Raw genomic sequence first — 16,051 nt, 5'->3', positions numbered from 1 at the left:
CGCCCCGGGCGAACCCGGAGCGCCCCGTCGAATCCGAGCCCGTCAGGGCTGGGTGGGCAGGTTGACCTGCGCCACGACGCTCAGGATGAGCAGCAGGATGCCCAGCCCGACGCCGACCGCGCCGCAGATCAGACCGGCCTTGGCCTGGCCGGCGTTGTTTGCCTGCCCCTGGGCCACCTTCTGCTTGGCGAGGTAGCCGGTCACGATGCCCGCGATGCCGACCGGGATGCCCAGGTACAGGCAGCAGACCAGCGGGATCGACGCGATACCGAGGATCATCGACACCAGGCCGAGGGTGTTGTTCTGCCCCTGTGCCTGCGGGTACCCGGCGTTCGGGTAGGTCGGGCCGGCGCCGTACGGGGGCTGCTGCTGTGCGTACGGGTCCTGGTACGGCGGCTGCTGACCGTACGGCTGCCCCGAGGTGGGCTGCTGACCGTACGGGGCCTGCGGCGCGGCGTACGGGTCCTGCGGCTGCTGACCGTACGGCTGGCCGGAGGTGGGCTGCTGGCCGTACGGGGCGGCCGGCGGCTGGGGAGCGGTCGGGTCCTGGTTGGGCTGCTGGCCGTACGGGTCCTGACCGGGGTTACCGGGCTGCATTCGAGAAGCTCCTTGGACTGGTTCCGTCAGTTGGTGCTCTTGTTTCCATCCATGATCGCGGTCAGTCCTCCCAAAGCCCAGTACAGCAACAGGACGACATGTCTCCCAAAGCAGGCAAACGGGCCCTTGTCGACCGCTTCGTGTGCCGGATCAGGGGCGGTGTGTGGGCCGGTGCGGCGTTCGGCCCGAGCGAGCGGCAGCGTACCGGGTCGACGCACGTCGGCACCGTCGAAGATCGGCGCGCCGCCCAGCCGGAGGGCGTCCCTGACCTGCCCGATAGGGTGGCCCGGTGACCGAGCCCGCGCCTGTCGCCCGCATCGTCGTCCTCATCTCCGGCTCCGGGAGCAACCTTCAGTCGCTGCTGGATGCCGCCGCCGACCCCGCGTACGGCGCACAGGTCGTCGCGGTCGGCGCGGACCGCGACGGCATCGCGGGCCTGGACCGGGCCGAGGCGGCGGGGGTGCCGACCTTCGTCGAACGGGTCCGCGACCACGACACCCGGGAGGACTGGGACCGCGCGCTCACCGCGCACGTCGCGAAGCACCAACCCGACCTGGTCATCTCCGCCGGTTTCCTCAAGCTGGTCGGTCCGCACTTCCTCGCCGCCTTCGGCGACCGCTACCTGAACACGCACAACACCCTGCTGCCGGCGTTTCCCGGCATCCACGGCCCGCGTGACGCACTCGCCTACGGCGTGAAGCTCACCGGGGCCACCCTCTTCTTCGTCGACGCCGGCATGGACACCGGGCCGATCGTCGCGCAGGTAGCGGTGCCGGTGCTGGACGACGACGACGTCGACACGCTCACCGAGCGCATCAAGGAAGCCGAGCGACGCCAGCTCGTCGAGCAGGTCGGTCGGCTGGTCCGCGAAGGCTGGACCATCACCGGAAGGAAGGTCACGGTTCCGTGAGTCCCACTCAGGACGGGCGCCGCCCGATCAGGCGGGCGCTGGTCAGCGTCTACGACAAGACCGGGCTGGTCGAGCTGGCTCAGGCCCTGCACGCGGCCGGCGTGGAGATCGTGTCCACCGGCAGCACGGCGGGCACCATCGCCGCCGCCGGGGTGCCGGTCACGCCGGTGGAGACGGTGACCGGGTTCCCCGAGGTGCTCGACGGCCGGGTGAAGACCCTGCACCCGAAGGTGCACGCGGGTCTCCTCGCGGACCTGCGCAAGGACACGCACGTGGCGCAGCTGGACGAGCTGGGCGTGGCGGCGTTCGACCTGCTGGTCTCGAACCTCTACCCCTTCCAGGCGACCGTCGCCTCCGGCGCCGACGTCGAGGAGTGCGTGGAGCAGATCGACATCGGTGGCCCGGCCATGGTGCGGGCCGCCGCCAAGAACCACGCCTCGGTCGCCGTGCTCACCGACCCGGCCGGTTACCCGGCGCTGCTCGGCGCGCTCAGCGAGGGTGGCTTCACAATGGCCCAGCGTCGTGCGCTGGCCGCCCGGGCGTTCGCCGACATCGCCGAGTACGACGTCGCGGTGGCCCAGTGGTGCGCCCGGGAGCTGGCCCCGGCCGACGACTCCTGGCCGGCGTTCGCGGGGCTGGCGCTGCGCAAGTCGACGGCGTTGCGGTACGGGGAAAACCCGCACCAGCCCGCCGCGCTCTACACCGACCCGGACGCCCCGGCGGGGCTGGCCCAGGCCGAGCAGCTGCACGGCAAGGAGATGTCGTACAACAACTACGTCGACGCCGACGCCGCCTGGCGGGCCGCGAACGACTTCGCCGACCAGCCGGCGGTGGCGATCATCAAGCACGCCAACCCGTGCGGCATCGCGGTCGGCGCGGACGTCGCCGAGGCGCACCGCAGGGCGCACGCGTGCGACCCGGTGTCGGCGTTCGGCGGTGTCATCGCGGTCAACCGGTCGGTCTCGGTCGAGCTGGCCCGGCAGGTCGCCGAGATCTTCACCGAGGTGGTGGTCGCCCCCGGCTTCGACGAGGGCGCGGTCGAGGTGTTGCAGGGCAAGAAGAACATCCGGCTGCTGCGGGCACCGGCCTGGACGCCGGCGCTGGTGGAGTTGCGGCCGGTGACCGGTGGCGTGCTGGCCCAGGTCGCCGACCGGGTGAACGCCCCCGGCGACGACCCGGCGAGTTGGCAGTTGGCGACCGGCGAGGCCGCCGATGAGGAGTTGCTGCGGGACCTCGCGTTCGCCTGGCGGGCGGTCCGCGCGGTGAAGAGCAACGCGATCCTGCTCGCCAAGGACGGCGCCACCGTCGGCGTGGGCATGGGTCAGGTCAACCGGGTCGACTCGGCGCAGCTCGCGGTCACCCGCGCCGGCGCCGACCGGGCCCGTGGCTCGGTCGCCGCCTCGGACGCGTTCTTCCCGTTCGCCGACGGCCCGCAGATCCTCATCGACGCCGGCGTCCGCGCCATCGTGCAGCCCGGCGGCTCCATCCGCGACGAAGAAGTCATCGAAGCGGCCAAGAAGGCCAACGTGACGATGTACCTGACCGGCACCCGCCACTTCTTCCACTAACCCCCACCGGGGCCAGACCCCGTCGATCATGAAGTTATTGCCCTGCACGTCGGCGTGTCAGGGCAATAACTTCATGATCAACGGCAGGGCCGGTCAGGCCGGGGTGGGGCGCAGTTCGGCGAAGTGGCAGGCCGAGGGGTGGGGGTCCGCCGCTCTCGGGACCGTTGCCGGGTCTTCGACGGCGCAGACTTCCTGGGCCTTCCAGCAGCGGGTCCGGAAATGGCACCCGCTCGGCGGGTCGGCCGGGCTGGGCACGTCGCCGACCAGCCGGATCATGTTGCGCTGGTCGCGGGCTTCCGGGTCCGGCACCGGCACGGCAGAGAGCAGAGCCTGGGTGTACGGGTGGGTGGCCCGCTCGTAGATCTCGTCCTCGGTGCCGATCTCGACGATCCGACCGAGGTACATCACCGCGACGCGGTCGGCGATGTGCCGCACCACGGACAGGTCGTGCGCGATGAAGATGTACGAGAGCCCCAGCTCGCCCTGTAGCTGCTTGAGCAGGTTGATCACCTGGGCCTGGATGGAGACGTCGAGCGCCGACACCGGCTCGTCGCAGACGATCACCTCGGGCTTCAGCGCGAGGGCGCGGGCGATGCCGATGCGCTGACGCTGACCGCCGGAGAACTGGTGCGGGTACCGGTTGATGTGCTCCGGGTTGAGCCCGACCAGGTCCAACAGCTCCTGGACCCGCTTGGCCTTGCTGCCCTTCGGCGCGGCATCCGGGTGGATCTCGAACGGCTCGCCGATGATGTCGCCGACGGTCATCCGCGGGTTCAGCGAGGTGTACGGGTCCTGCATCACCATCTGCATGTTGCGGCGCAGCCGGCGCAGCTCACCGCCGGAGGCCTTGAACAGGTCCTTGCCCTCCAGGGTGGCGCGTCCGGAGGTGGGCGTCTCCAACCGCATCAGCAACCGGGCGAGGGTGGACTTGCCGCAGCCGGACTCGCCGACCACGCCGAGCGTCTCGCCCCGACGCAGCTCGAAGCTCACACCGTCGACGGCCTTCACCGCTCCGATCTGCCGCTGGAACAGCACGCCCTGAGTGATCGGGAAGTGCTTCACCAGGTTGTCGACGGAGAGGATGGTCTCGCCGCGGACCTTGGTGGGGTTAGCGGGCGACGCTGTCATCACGGACCTCCTGCGCGAAGTGGCAAGCGCTGGTCCGGCCGTCGCCGAGGACCAGGTCGTGCGGCACCTCGTCCACACAGACCTGCTGGACGTAGGGGCACCGGGGGTGGAACGGGCAGCCGGACGGGATGCGCATCAGGTTCGGCGGCAACCCCTTGATCGTCGACAGTTCCTGGCCGCGAACGTCCAGGCGCGGGATCGACTCCAACAACCCCTTGGTGTACGGGTGGGCGGGCGCCTTGTAGAGCGAGCGGACGTCGGCGTGCTCGACGATCCGGCCGGCGTACATGACCGCGATCCGGTCCGCGACACCGGCGACCACACCCAGGTCGTGGGTGATCAGGATCATCGCCATGTTGAGTTCCCGGCGCAGGTCGGCCAGCAGGTCCATGATCTGGGCCTGCACTGTCACGTCGAGGGCCGTGGTGGGCTCGTCGGCGATCAGCACCTTCGGGTCCAGCGCCAACGCCATGGCGATCATGACGCGCTGCCGCATGCCGCCGGAGAACTGGTGCGGGTAGTCGCCGATCCGCTTGGCGGCACCGGGGATCTTGACCAGATCCATCAGTTCGACGGCACGACGTCGAGCGTCGGCTCGGGACATGCCGGCGCGCTGGCGCAGCGTCTCACCGATCTGCCAGCCGACCGGGAAGACCGGGTTGAGGGCGGAGAGCGCGTCCTGGAAGATCATCGCGATCTCCTTGCCGCGTACCTGCCGGCGCTGCTCCTCGGAGCGGGTGAGCAGGTCCTCACCCTGGTAGAGGATCTGGCCGGAGCGGACGAACGCGGGCGGGGTGTCCAGGATGCCCATGATCGCCTGGGCGGTGACCGACTTACCCGAGCCGGATTCGCCGAGCACGGCAAGGGTCTCGCCGGCGTCCAGGTGGTACGACACACCGTTGATCACCCGGGCGACGCCCTCGTTGGTGCGGAACTCGACGTGCAGGTCCCGCAGCTCCAGCAGGTGGCCGCCCTCGGGGGTGGCAGAGGCGGGAGTTGGATTGACGGTCATGGTGTTCTCACCGCAGCTTCGGGTCGAAGGCGTCACGGATCGCGTCGCCGAGCATGATGAACGCCAGCACGGTCAGCGCCAGGAAGGCCGACGGGACGATCAACGGAGTGGCCGCCTCCCGCATGTGGATCCGGCCGGTGTCGATGTCCTGCCCCCACGAGATGGTGGGCGCCTTCAGGCCGATGCCGAGGAAGGAGAGCGTCGCCTCGGCCGCGATGAACGAGCCGAGCGCGATGGTCAGCACGACGATCGCCGGGGCCAGCGAGTTCGGCAGAATGTGCCGCCACATGATCCGGCTGTTGCCGGCGCCGAGCATCCGGGCCGCCGCGACGTAGTCCTGCTCCTTCGCGGTGATCACCGAGGACCGGACCACGCGGGCGGCGGTGGTCCAACCGAGGAGGGCCAACACGAAGACGACCGCGCCGATCCGAGCCCACTGGCTGTCACTGGACACCCGCTTGAGCAGCACGATCGCGGCCAGCAGCAGCGGAATGCCGAGCACCACGTCGATCACCCGGGAGAGCACCGCGTCGACCCAGCGGCCGAAGTAACCGGCCAACATGCCGATCACCAGCGCGATGATGCCAGTGCCGAGCGCGGCGAGCGCACCGACCAGCAGCGATGCCCGGGTGCCGTAGACCGCCCGGGAGTACGTGTCGCAGCCCTGGAAGTCGTACCCGAAGATGGCCCCGCCGGACGGCCCGGCGTGCTGCCGGGAGAGCAGGCAGTCGTTCGGGCTGTTGGCGGTGAAGACCCCGGGGAGCAGCGCCATCAGGGTGAAGATGACGACGAGCGCCAGCGAGATCCAGAAGATCGGGTTGCGGCGCAGGTCGCGCCAGGCGTCCCCGGCCAGGCTGCGGGGCTTGTTCGCGGCGCCGACCTGGTTGGGCGTGCCCGGCTCCCCCGAGGGGCCACGTCGCGCGGCCTGGTTCTCGGTGGCCGCCACAGTTTCAAAATCACTCATAGCGGATCCTCGGGTCGAGTACGGCGTACAGGACGTCCACCACCAGGTTCGAGACCAGGTAGACCACGACGAGCACGCTGACGATGCCCACCACCAGGGGGCCGTCCTCGGTGCGGATGCCGCGGAAGAGGTTGAAGCCCACGCCGGGGATGTTGAAGACGCCCTCGGTGATGATCGCGCCGCTCATCAGGTTGCCCAGTTCCACACCGAGGAAGGTGACCACCGGGATCAGTGAGTTGCGCAGCACGTGGACGATGACGATGCGCCGCTTGACCAGGCCCTTGGACCGGGCGGTCCGGACGTAGTCCGCGCGCAGGTTCTCCGCCACCGAGGCCCGGGTGAGTCGTAGGGCGGTGGCCAGCGACAGCGAGCCGAGCACGATGCCCGGCAGCAGGAGCGCGTAGAACGTCGGGTCGGAGCCGGCGGTGGGTGGGAAGAGCTGCCACTTGACGCCCAGGAAGTACTGCGCCAGTGGCGCCAGCACGATCGTCGGGATGCCCAGCACCAGCAGGGTCAGCACCAGCGTCGAGTTGTCGAAGATGCTGGCCCGGCGGATGCCGGCGAGGACCCCGGCGGTGACACCGAAGATGATCGCCACGGCGAGCGCGATGAGCGCGAGCCGAACGGTGACCGGCCAGGCCTGCTGGAGGATGTCACCGATGCTCCGACCGGTGAGCGACTCGCCCAGGTTGCCCTGGAGCAGGTCCTTCACGTAGTCGAAGTAGCGGTAGAAGAAGCCGCCGACGCCCGTCTGATCCAGGTTGTACTTCTCGGTGAGGTAGGCCCGCTGCGCTGGCGTCACCGGCCGTTCGCCGGCGAGCGCCTGGATCGGGTCGCCCTGCCCGGCGAATGTCAGCGCGTAGACGATCAGGGTGGTCCCGAAGAACGCCAGGACCATCTGCAGTAGGCGCCGCAGGATGTAGCGGAACATGCTTAGCAGTCTCTCCGGAAATGTGCGAAAGGGTCGCAGGACGGCATCTCTGGTCGTACCCGAAATATCCGAGACGTGCCGTCCGGCCCGGGGGAGCCGGCGCCACCGACGCCGGGTCCGCTGCTGCGGCCCGGCCCCGGTGGCGCGGTCGGGGCCACCCGGGCATCGTCGCCCGGGTGGCCCGCACCATGGTCAGCTCAGCTGGCTGCTTCGATCTTGACGAGGTTGACCCGCTGGAACAGGTCCATCTCCACGTTCTTGACCTTGGACGAGTGGCCGAACACGTTCTCGCCGAAGCGGAGCGGGATCACCGGCATGTCCTTGGCCAGGATGTCCTCCGCCTGCTGGTACTTGGCGATCGCCTCGTCCTGCGTCTTGGCGGCGGAACCCTCCTTGACCAGCTTGTCGAACTCCGGGTTGCTGTAGCCGTAGTAGTTCGACGAGCCGTTCGTGCTGTACAGCGGGCCGAGGTAGTCCTCCATGGTCGGGTAGTCCATGACCCAACCCATCCGGAACGCACCCACCGGCGTCTTCTTCTCGACCTTGGTCAGCAGGTCGGCGAACTTCGGCTCGGCCGAGCCGACCGCGTCGACGCCCAGGTTGGCCTTGAGCTGGTTGACAGTGGCGTCGACCCAGTCCTTGTGCCCGCCGTCGCCGTTGTACGAGATGACGATCTTCGACGGACCGCCGGCGGCCTGGTAGAGCTTCTTGGCCTCGGTCGGGTTGAACTCGCCTGCCTTGCCCGCGGTGTTCTCCCGGTAGCCCGGCAGGACCGGCGAGACGAAGGAACGAGCCGACGTCTGCGAACCCTTGAAGACCGACTTGGTGATCTCGTCACGGTCGATCGCCATCGAGATGGCCTTGCGCACGTCCGGGCTGCTGTAGTCCTTGTCGAACGTCGGGAACGCGAGGAACTGGAACGACGACATCGGGCTGGTCCTGTACCGGTCGCCCAGGTCGCTCGGCGCGGTGCTCAGGCTCTCGGTCGGGATCGTGGGCAGCACGTCCAGGTTGTCCGCCAGGACGTCCGCGTAGGCCGCGGTGAGCTGCTGGTAGATCCGGAACTCGATGTTCTTGACCTTGGGCTTGTCGCCCGGGTACGCGTCGTAGCGCTCGACGTCGATCTTGCTGTCGTGCTGCCAGGCGCCCTTCATCTTGAACGGGCCTTGCCCGATCGGCGCCTGCTCGTAGGAGTCCTTGAGCACGCCCGGAGCCGAGAACGCGGCGTCCGGCATCGGGTAGAACGCGTTGTAGCCCAGCGTCGTCTTGAAGTCGATGTACGGCTCGGAGAGCGTCGCGGTGAAGGTGAGGTCGTCGACCTTCTTCAGACCGGACATCTCCTTGGCCTTCGGCGCCTTGCCCTGCAGGTCGGCGTAACCAGCGATCTTCTCGAAGAAGAAGTTGCTGTCCTGGCCGTTCGGGGCGTACGCGCCGTAGTTCCACGCGTTGATGTAGTCCTCGGACGTGACCTTCTCACCGTTGTGGAAGGTGAAGCCGTCCTTGAGCTTGATCGTCCAGACCTTGTTGTCGGACGAGGTGATCGACTGCGCGGCGACCTCGTACGGCTTGTTCTGGGCGTCGTAGTCGACGAGCGGGCTGAACAGGCCGGCGAGCACCTGCGACCCGGACGTCTCGGTGGTGTTGGTGGGAACCAGGTGCTTCGGCTCGGCGATCTGGATGCTGACCACCGAACTGTCGCTGCCACCGGATCCACCGTCTCCGCCGCTGCCGCAGGCCGCGAGGCCCAGCGTCACCGCGAGCGGGAGGGCGGTCCAGGCGGCGAGTCTACGAACTCGCATTGAGCCTCCTCATCTCCTCACGCTGCGCAGTCAGGCCCGACGCTGGGTTACGCTGCGCAACAAGCGGTAACGGTAGGTCGGCGACGGGCCTTCGACAACGACGCGGTTGCGGGTGGGTAACGGTCCGGGGTTGCCTCTCTTGTCGAGGGCGAGTGAATCTGCTACCCCAAACCGGGTTTATCGACGTTGGCCTGCGGAAATCGCGATGGTTGGCGACGTGTTTGCCCCTGCTCGACCGTCCGGGCGCCGCCTGGGGCGGCCGTCCGGTCTCCGTCGAGCTGGTCTCTGCTGTCTGGTTCGAGCGTGATCGAACCCACAAATTGTCACCGAAAGTGACTAGCGACACCTCACGCACGGTGACTTCAGTAGCGATCACCCACCCTGGCCCGGCCCGTCCGGTGGGCCGCCCCACCGCCGAGGGTCGGCGGACGGCCTGGAGCGAGGTCGTCTGATCCGCGAGCGGCGGCCGTGAGACGATCTGGTCGTGACGGCGACGCTTCTGGACGGCAAGGCAACCGCAGCGGAGATCAAGGACGAGCTGCGCATCCGGGTGAAGGCACTCGCGGAACGCGGCATCACCCCCGGGCTCGGCACGGTCCTGGTCGGTGCGGACCCGGGCAGTCAGGCGTACGTCAACGGCAAGCACCGCGACTGCGCCGAGGTGGGCATCGCATCGATCCGCCGCGAACTGCCGGCCGACGCCACCCAACAGCAGGTCGACGACGTACTGGCCGAGCTGAACGCCGACCCGGCGTGCCACGGCTACATCGTTCAACTGCCGCTGCCGGCCCACCTCGACACCCAGCGGGTGCTTGAGTTGATCGACCCGGACAAGGACGCCGACGGCCTGCACCCGGTCAACCTGGGTCGGCTCGTGCTGGGCTACGACGGTCCGCTGCCGTGCACCCCGCGCGGCATCGTCGAGCTGCTCCGCCGGCACGACGTGGCGCTGCGCGGGGCCACCGTCGCGGTGGTCGGTCGTGGCAACACCGTCGGCCGACCTCTCGGCCTGCTGCTCACCAGGCGCAGCGAGAACGCCACTGTCACCCTCTGCCACACCGGCACCCTCGACCTCGCCTCGCACACCCGGGCCGCCGACATCGTCATCGTCGCGGCCGGCGTACCGGGTCTGCTCACCGCCGACATGATCAACCCCGGCGCGGTGGTGGTGGACGTCGGCATCACCCGCGTGATCGGAGCGGACGGCAAGGGTCGCTACACCGGCGACGTCGACCCGGAGGTGGCTGAGACGGCCGGCGCGCTGGTCCCCATGCCCGGCGGTGTGGGCCCGATGACCCGGGCCATGCTGCTCACCAACGTCGTCGAGCGTGCCGAGCGCGGCTGACCCGCACCTCGGTAGCGTCGAACCAGGACGGCGGTGACGTTCACCCCATCCCGGCGATGGCCGCCGCCCCTGGCCTGATCGGTGCCAGGATGACTGATACGGTCCGGAAAACCGACTGGTATCAGGGAGTGGGACGACCATGGGTAAGAAGGTCACTGTCGTCGGGGCTGGCTTCTACGGCTCCACCACCGCACAGCGCCTGGCCGAGTACGACGTCTTCGACACCGTAGTGATCACCGACATCGTGGAGGGCAAGCCCGCGGGCCTCGCGCTCGACCTCAACCAGTCCCGGGCCATCGAGGGCTTCGAGACCAAGGTGGTCGGCGTGACCACCGGCCCCAACGGTGAGGGCTACGAGAGCATCGAGGGCTCCGACGTCGTCGTGATCACCGCTGGTCTGCCGCGCAAGCCCGGCATGAGCCGGATGGACCTGCTGGAGACCAACGCCAAGATCGTCCGCCAGGTCGCCGAGAACGTCGCCAAGTACGCCCCGAACGCCGTCGTCATCGTGGTCTCCAACCCGCTGGACGAGATGACCGCGCTGGCCCAGCTCGCCACCCAGTTCCCGAAGAACCGGGTGCTCGGCCAGGCCGGCATGCTCGACACCGCCCGGTTCAGCAACTTCGTCGCCGAGGCGCTGAACGTGCCGGTGGCCTCGGTACGCACGCTGACCCTGGGCTCGCACGGCGACACCATGGTCCCGGTGCCGTCGAAGAGCACCGTCAACGGCAAGCCGTTGCGCGACGCCATGCCGGCCGAGCAGATCGAGGAGTTGGTCGTCAAGACCCGCAACGGTGGCGCCGAGGTGGTCGCGCTGCTCAAGACCGGTTCTGCCTACTACGCCCCGTCCGCCGCTGCGGCTCGGATGGCGAAGGCCGTCGCGGAGGACTCCGGCGAGGTCATGCCGGTCTGCGCCTGGGTTGACGGCGAGTACGGCATCTCCGGTGTCTACCTGGGTGTCGAGGCCGAGATCGGCGCCGAGGGCGTCAAGCGGGTCGTCGAGACCGACCTGGACGCCGACGAGCGTGCCAGCCTCCTGGAGGCTGCGGAAGCCGTCCGCGCCAAGCAGGGCGACATCTCCAGCATGTAGTTGCCCCGAACCACAGCACCAGCGAAGGGCGCGCCGGCAAACCCGGCGCGCCCTTCGCCGTCCAGCCCCAACCCCGCCGACCCCGGCTCCGCCCTCCCCGCCGACCCCGGCTCCGCCCTCCCCGCCGACCCCGGCTCCGCCCTCCCCGCCGACCCCGGCTCCGCCCTCCCCGCCGACCCCGGCTCCGCCTTCCCCGCCCCGGTTGATCAAGAGGTTTGCGTCAAAAATCGCGCCTGCGGTGACGCAAACCTCTTGATCAACCAGTTGGGGGTGGGGGTGGGGTGGGGGTGGGGGATTTCGATTGGGATCGCTTCAGGCCTGGGTGGGCTGGTGGGGGGTGAAGGGGGTGCCGAGGTGGGGGGTGGCCAGGACGGTGGGGGAGTGGGTGCGTAGGGCGGTCAGCCGGGAGGTGCGAGCCAGGTCCGGGTCTTCCTCGTGGGCGTACGCCAGGTCGGGGTTGACGAGTTGCACCATGTGCACCAGTAGGTCCCCGGTGAGCAGCATCCGTTCGTCGGCCGAGGTCAGGAGCACCGACTGGTGACCGGGCGTGTGGCCCGGGGTGGGCAGCAGACGTACCGCTGGGGTGAGGGCGGTTTCGCCGTCGACCACCCGGAGCTGGCCGGCGGCGCGCAAGGGTGCGATGAGGCCGGCCGGCAGCCCGGGGTTGAGCGTCTCCGCCGCGTCGAGTTCGGCGCGCTGCAGCAGGTAGCTCGCGTTCGGGAAGTACGGCAGCCCCGGCGTGCCGGTGACCGCCCAGCCGATGTGATCGCTGTGCAGGTGGGTCAGGACGACAGTGTCGACATCTGCGGGGTCGATGCCCGCGGCGGCCAACTCGGCGGGCAGCCGCCCCGGCACGGGTGCCCAGCTCGCGGCGGGTGCGTCGACCGGGCCGATCCCGGCGTCGACCAGCGTGACCGGCCCGTCGCCGACGCGGATCGCGAAGCTGCGGAACGGCAGCCACCACTGCCCGTCGGCGGTCACCGAGCCGGGGTCGCGCCGGTCGGCCTCCGCCCAGTGCCCCGCTGTGGCCTGCGGAAACGCCTCCGTGCGGGGCTGGAAGAAGGCACCCTCGCCGTCGGTGAGTGCGGTGACCGTGATAGACCCGAGGGTGCGGTTCAGTGGCATCGGACGATGATTCCAGGGCATTCCTGTTCCGCGCAGCCCGGTTCCGCCGGCCGGTCGAGGCCGGCTGGGGGCTGCCGGCCCAATTGCAGTACGCTCGTACTGCTTGAGCACGTGTCCCCCGAGAGGAGCGCCGGCCGATGGCGAAGATCAAGGTAAACAACCCGGTCGTAGAACTCGACGGCGACGAGATGACCCGGATCATCTGGAAGCAGATCCGGGAGCAGCTGATCCTGCCCTACCTCGACGTCGACCTGCACTACTACGACCTGTCGATCCAGCACCGCGACGAGACCGACGACCAGGTCACGATCGACGCCGCCAACGCCATCAAGGAGCACGGCGTCGGCGTCAAGTGCGCGACCATCACCCCGGACGAGGCCCGGGTCGAGGAGTTCGGCCTGAAGAAGATGTGGCGGTCGCCAAACGGCACCATCCGCAACATCCTCGGCGGCGTCGTCTTCCGTGAGCCGATCATCATGTCCAACGTGCCGCGGCTGGTCCCCGGCTGGACCAAGCCGATCATCATCGGCCGGCACGCCCACGGTGACCAGTACAAGGCCACCGACTTCGTCGTCCCCGGCCCGGGCACGGTGACCATCACCTACACCCCGGCCGACGGCGGCGCGCCGATGGAGATGGAGGTCGCCAACTTCCCCGGCGGCGGCATCGCCATGGGCATGTACAACTACGACGAGTCGATCCGGGACTTCGCCCGGGCGTCGTTCCGGTACGGACTGGACCGCAACTACCCGGTCTACCTGTCCACCAAGAACACCATCCTCAAGGCGTACGACGGTCGGTTCAAGGACCTCTTCGCCGAGGTGTTCGAAGCCGAGTTCAAGGCCGAGTTCGACGCCGCCGGCATCACCTACGAGCACCGGCTCATCGACGACATGGTCGCCGCCGCGCTCAAGTGGGAGGGCGGCTACGTCTGGGCCTGCAAGAACTACGACGGTGACGTGCAGTCCGACACCGTCGCGCAGGGCTTCGGCTCGCTGGGTCTGATGACCTCCGTCCTGCTCTCCCCGGACGGCCGGACCGTCGAGGCCGAGGCCGCGCACGGCACTGTCACCCGGCACTACCGGCAGTACCAGAAGGGCGAGAAGACCTCGACCAACCCGATCGCGTCGATCTACGCCTGGACCCGGGGCCTCGCCCACCGGGGCAAGCTGGACGGCACGCCGGCGGTCACCGAGTTCGCCAACACCCTGGAGCAGGTCATCGTCGACACCGTCGAGGGCGGCCAGATGACCAAGGACCTCTCGCTGCTCATCTCGCGCGACGCCCCGTGGCTGACCACCGACGAGTTCATGAACGCGCTCGACGAGAACCTGGCCCGCAAGATCGCTGCCTGATCCAGGCGTACCGCGTCAACGAAGCCCGCCGGCACCACTGCCGGCGGGCTTCGGCGTGTCCGACACCGCCGCGCCGATCGGCGTCACTGCGGCCGGCGCGCCTCGTTGACCAGGATGGACGAGATGCCAGTCGCGTCCAAGGAAGGTTGACCACGGTCGACCCGCGGCACCCGTGCGCCGATCAGCCAGCCTTCCCGGCTGTGCCGTGCACAGCCAGCCGTCCCTTCCCTGCGGGGGGCCCTGTCCCGGGCCCCCCGCGCCCTGTTTCCCGCCAAGCTCATGCCGCACCGCGCAAACTCAGGACCAGCGCACCGCAGGGGCCGCTCAGGCGGCGCGAAGCAACTCGGCGGCCCGCTCCGGGGCGATGTCATTGATGAAGACGCCCATCCCGGACTCGGAGCCGGCCAGGTACTTCAGCTTGTCCTGGGCCCGCCGGATGCTGAACAGCTGAAGGTGCAGGTGGCCCAGCTCGCGGTCGACCCGCACGGGCGCCTGGTGCCAGGCCGAGATGTACGGCATCGGCATGTCGAACAGGCCGTCGAAGCGGCGCAGCAGATCCAGGTAGAGCGGCCCGAAGGCGTCCCGCTCGCTGTCACTGAGCGCCGGGATGTCCGGCACCACGCGGTGCGGCGCGACGTGCACCTCGAACGGCCAGCGGGCGGCCGCCGGGACGAACGCCGTCCAGTGTTCGTTCTCCGCGACCACCCGGTCACCGGTAGCACGCTCGGCAGCTAGCACGTCCGCGTACAGGTTGCCGCCGCCGGTCCGCTCGGCGTGCCGGCGCGCCGCGGCCAGCAGCGCGCGGGTGCGCGGCGTCACGAAGGGGTACGCGTAGATCTGGCCGTGCGGATGGTGCAGCGTGACACCGATTTCAACGCCCCGGTTCTCGAAGCAGAAGATCTGCTCGACGCCGGGCAGCGCGCCGAGCACCTCGGTGCGGTCGGCGAGGGCGTCCAGCACGGTGCGGACCCGGCGCGGCGGCAGGCTGGCGAAGGAGGCGTTGTGATCCGACGTGAAGCAGACCACCTCGCACCGGCCGAGGCCCGGCCGGACCGGTGTGAACGGGGTGATCTCCCCGGGCTCCTCGGCCACCCGACCGCTCAGCGACGGAAACCGGTTCTCGAAGACCACCACGTCGTAGTCGGGTGCGGGGATCTCGGTCAGCCGGTCGCCCACCGACGGGTCGAGAGGGCACTCGTTCGCCGGCGGGAGGAAGATGCGGGTCTGCCGGTGCACGGCGACCGCCACCCACTCGTCGGTCAACGGGTCGTAGCGCAGCTGCGACGCGGGGGGAGGCGGCGGCAGGTCCCGGCGGTCCGGCTGGTCGCGGACCGCGTCGTCGCGCTCGTCGAAGTAGATCAGCTCCCGGCCGTCGGCCAGGTCGATCGCGGTGCGCTTCACGGCGCCGTCCCCTCAGTTGTCGGCGTGCGCATCACGCGGCCCGCCCCTCGCCTTCACCATGATCAATTCGCCCACCTGTTCGCCGAGTACCCGTCGTGCGGGTGGAGGCAACCGGTCGTCGCTGACCAGTACGTGGGCCGCCGCCAACGCGACGATCGAGGAGATGCCCACCGTGCCCCACTTGGTGTGGTCGGCGAGCACCACCAGTTGGTCCGCCGCGGCCACGAGTGCCCGATCGGTCTCCGCCTCCATCAGGTTCGGGGTGGTGAAGCCGGCCCGCTCGGTGATGCCGTGGACACCCAGGAAGAGCAGATCAAGGTGCAGTGACCGGACGGCCCCGACCGCGAGTGGACCGACCAGCGCGTCCGACGGTGTGCGTACGCCGCCGGTGAGCACCACCGTCTGGTCCGGGCGGCCGCCGGCGTGCATGATCTCGGCGACCGGCAGCGAGTTGGTGACGACGGTCAGCTCGGGCACGTCCACAAGCCGGCGGGCCAGCTCGGCGGTGGTGGTGCCGGCGGAGAGCGCGATCGCCGCTCCCGGCCGGACCAACTGGGCCGCCCGGTCGGCGATGGCCGCCTTCTCGGGCAGTTGGCGGACCGACTTGGCGTGGAAACCCGGCTCGTCGGTCGAGCTCGGCCCGGTCGTGGTGGCACCGCCGTGCACCTTGGCCAGCAGGCCACGCTCGTGCAGCGCGTCCAGGTCACGCCGGATGGTCATGTCGGACACGCCGAACTCGCCTGCCAACTCGCTGACCCGGACGCCGCCGGTCGAGCGGACCCGCTCCAGGATGGCCGCCTGCCGCTGCTGAGCGAGCATCAGCCGT

General features: G+C 69.5%; 14 protein-coding genes. 5 read left to right on the top strand and 9 right to left on the bottom strand.

Annotated features, from left to right (window positions below; translation table 11 throughout):
• Positions 1 to 42 precede the first annotated feature (42 nt).
• Positions 43 to 597: a DUF4190 domain-containing protein gene (locus MED15_RS31320; protein WP_112583772.1), complete on the bottom strand. Its 555-nt coding sequence runs from the start codon at positions 595 to 597 to the stop codon at positions 43 to 45.
• Positions 598 to 886: 289 nt separating this feature from the next.
• Here MED15_RS31320 and purN point away from each other — a divergent pair, with 289 nt between their 5' ends.
• Together purN and purH are read left to right on the top strand one after the other, a co-directional pair.
• Positions 887 to 1,507, top strand: coding sequence for a phosphoribosylglycinamide formyltransferase (gene purN, locus MED15_RS31315; RefSeq protein WP_112583771.1), 621 nt, complete (start codon positions 887 to 889; stop codon positions 1,505 to 1,507).
• Positions 1,504 to 3,075, top strand: a complete 1,572-nt coding sequence (purH, locus tag MED15_RS31310) for a bifunctional phosphoribosylaminoimidazolecarboxamide formyltransferase/IMP cyclohydrolase (RefSeq protein ID WP_112583770.1) — start codon at positions 1,504 to 1,506, stop codon at positions 3,073 to 3,075. The genes purN and purH overlap by 4 nt, the downstream gene beginning before the upstream one ends.
• Positions 3,076 to 3,168: 93 nt before the next feature.
• Here the strand turns inward: purH and MED15_RS31305 are convergent, their stop codons facing one another.
• The 5 genes from MED15_RS31305 to MED15_RS31285 form a co-directional block, all read right to left on the bottom strand.
• Entirely contained in the window at positions 3,169 to 4,203 is a 1,035-nt protein-coding gene (locus MED15_RS31305; protein ID WP_112583769.1) for an ABC transporter ATP-binding protein, read from the bottom strand.
• The gene (locus MED15_RS31300; protein WP_112583768.1) at positions 4,184 to 5,215 is read right to left on the bottom strand and encodes an ABC transporter ATP-binding protein; all 1,032 of its coding nucleotides are present in this window, start codon (positions 5,213 to 5,215) and stop codon (positions 4,184 to 4,186) included. The genes MED15_RS31305 and MED15_RS31300 overlap by 20 nt, the downstream gene beginning before the upstream one ends.
• Before the next feature lie 7 nt (positions 5,216 to 5,222).
• On the bottom strand, positions 5,223 to 6,179 hold the full coding sequence (locus tag MED15_RS31295) for an ABC transporter permease (RefSeq protein WP_091406338.1): 957 nt from the start codon (positions 6,177 to 6,179) through the stop codon (positions 5,223 to 5,225).
• Complete coding sequence (locus MED15_RS31290) at positions 6,172 to 7,110, bottom strand: ABC transporter permease (protein ID WP_112583767.1); 939 nt, start codon at positions 7,108 to 7,110, stop codon at positions 6,172 to 6,174. Before MED15_RS31290 ends, MED15_RS31295 begins: the two co-directional genes overlap by 8 nt.
• 197 nt (positions 7,111 to 7,307) lie before the next feature.
• Positions 7,308 to 8,909, bottom strand: a complete 1,602-nt coding sequence (locus MED15_RS31285) for a peptide ABC transporter substrate-binding protein (RefSeq protein ID WP_112737653.1) — start codon at positions 8,907 to 8,909, stop codon at positions 7,308 to 7,310.
• Positions 8,910 to 9,393: 484 nt separating this feature from the next.
• On the opposite strand from MED15_RS31285, the gene MED15_RS31280 reads away from it, so the two are divergent.
• Positions 9,394 to 10,254, top strand: coding sequence for a bifunctional methylenetetrahydrofolate dehydrogenase/methenyltetrahydrofolate cyclohydrolase (locus MED15_RS31280; RefSeq protein ID WP_088950132.1), 861 nt, complete (start codon positions 9,394 to 9,396; stop codon positions 10,252 to 10,254).
• A gap of 139 nt (positions 10,255 to 10,393) precedes the next feature.
• Entirely contained in the window at positions 10,394 to 11,344 is a 951-nt protein-coding gene (locus MED15_RS31275; protein WP_112583765.1) for a malate dehydrogenase, read from the top strand.
• A gap of 312 nt (positions 11,345 to 11,656) precedes the next feature.
• Here MED15_RS31275 and MED15_RS31265 read toward each other — a convergent pair whose 3' ends face one another.
• Positions 11,657 to 12,469 carry an MBL fold metallo-hydrolase gene (locus MED15_RS31265; protein ID WP_112698513.1) on the bottom strand — a complete coding sequence of 271 codons (813 nt, stop codon included), beginning with the start codon at positions 12,467 to 12,469 and terminating at the stop codon, positions 11,657 to 11,659.
• Between the two features lie 137 nt (positions 12,470 to 12,606).
• Here MED15_RS31265 and MED15_RS31260 point away from each other — a divergent pair, with 137 nt between their 5' ends.
• Positions 12,607 to 13,824 (top strand): NADP-dependent isocitrate dehydrogenase, encoded by a 1,218-nt coding sequence (locus MED15_RS31260; protein ID WP_091406326.1) that lies wholly within the window; start codon positions 12,607 to 12,609, stop codon positions 13,822 to 13,824.
• Between the two features lie 324 nt (positions 13,825 to 14,148).
• Here MED15_RS31260 and galT read toward each other — a convergent pair whose 3' ends face one another.
• Together galT and MED15_RS31250 are read right to left on the bottom strand one after the other, a co-directional pair.
• A complete protein-coding gene (gene galT / locus MED15_RS31255) occupies positions 14,149 to 15,225 on the bottom strand; it encodes a galactose-1-phosphate uridylyltransferase (protein WP_112605027.1) in 1,077 nt (358 codons plus the stop codon).
• A gap of 12 nt (positions 15,226 to 15,237) precedes the next feature.
• A complete protein-coding gene (locus MED15_RS31250; RefSeq protein WP_112583761.1) occupies positions 15,238 to 16,044 on the bottom strand; it encodes a DeoR/GlpR family DNA-binding transcription regulator in 807 nt (268 codons plus the stop codon).
• Between the last annotated feature and the right edge of the window lie 7 nt (positions 16,045 to 16,051).

Source organism: Micromonospora noduli (assembly GCF_003264475.1).
GTDB lineage: Bacteria > Actinomycetota > Actinomycetes > Mycobacteriales > Micromonosporaceae > Micromonospora > Micromonospora noduli.
Note: the sequence above shows the minus strand (reverse complement) of the source record. Positions and strands in the feature narration are given on the sequence as shown.

What these genes read in the sequence shown, in the direction of transcription:
- MED15_RS31305 (WP_112583769.1), bottom strand. Translation starts at nt 4,203, where the DNA reads ATGACAGCGTCGCCCGCTAACCCCACCAAGGTCCGCGGCGAGACCATC.
- MED15_RS31290 (WP_112583767.1), bottom strand. Translation starts at nt 7,110, where the DNA reads ATGTTCCGCTACATCCTGCGGCGCCTACTGCAGATGGTCCTGGCGTTC.
- MED15_RS31300 (WP_112583768.1), bottom strand. Translation starts at nt 5,215, where the DNA reads ATGACCGTCAATCCAACTCCCGCCTCTGCCACCCCCGAGGGCGGCCAC.
- MED15_RS31285 (WP_112737653.1), bottom strand. Translation starts at nt 8,909, where the DNA reads ATGCGAGTTCGTAGACTCGCCGCCTGGACCGCCCTCCCGCTCGCGGTG.
- MED15_RS31250 (WP_112583761.1), bottom strand. Translation starts at nt 16,044, where the DNA reads ATGCTCGCTCAGCAGCGGCAGGCGGCCATCCTGGAGCGGGTCCGCTCG.
- MED15_RS31275 (WP_112583765.1), top strand. Translation starts at nt 10,394, where the DNA reads ATGGGTAAGAAGGTCACTGTCGTCGGGGCTGGCTTCTACGGCTCCACC.
- MED15_RS31260 (WP_091406326.1), top strand. Translation starts at nt 12,607, where the DNA reads ATGGCGAAGATCAAGGTAAACAACCCGGTCGTAGAACTCGACGGCGAC.
- MED15_RS31265 (WP_112698513.1), bottom strand. Translation starts at nt 12,469, where the DNA reads ATGCCACTGAACCGCACCCTCGGGTCTATCACGGTCACCGCACTCACC.
- MED15_RS31320 (WP_112583772.1), bottom strand. Translation starts at nt 597, where the DNA reads ATGCAGCCCGGTAACCCCGGTCAGGACCCGTACGGCCAGCAGCCCAAC.
- MED15_RS31295 (WP_091406338.1), bottom strand. Translation starts at nt 6,179, where the DNA reads ATGAGTGATTTTGAAACTGTGGCGGCCACCGAGAACCAGGCCGCGCGA.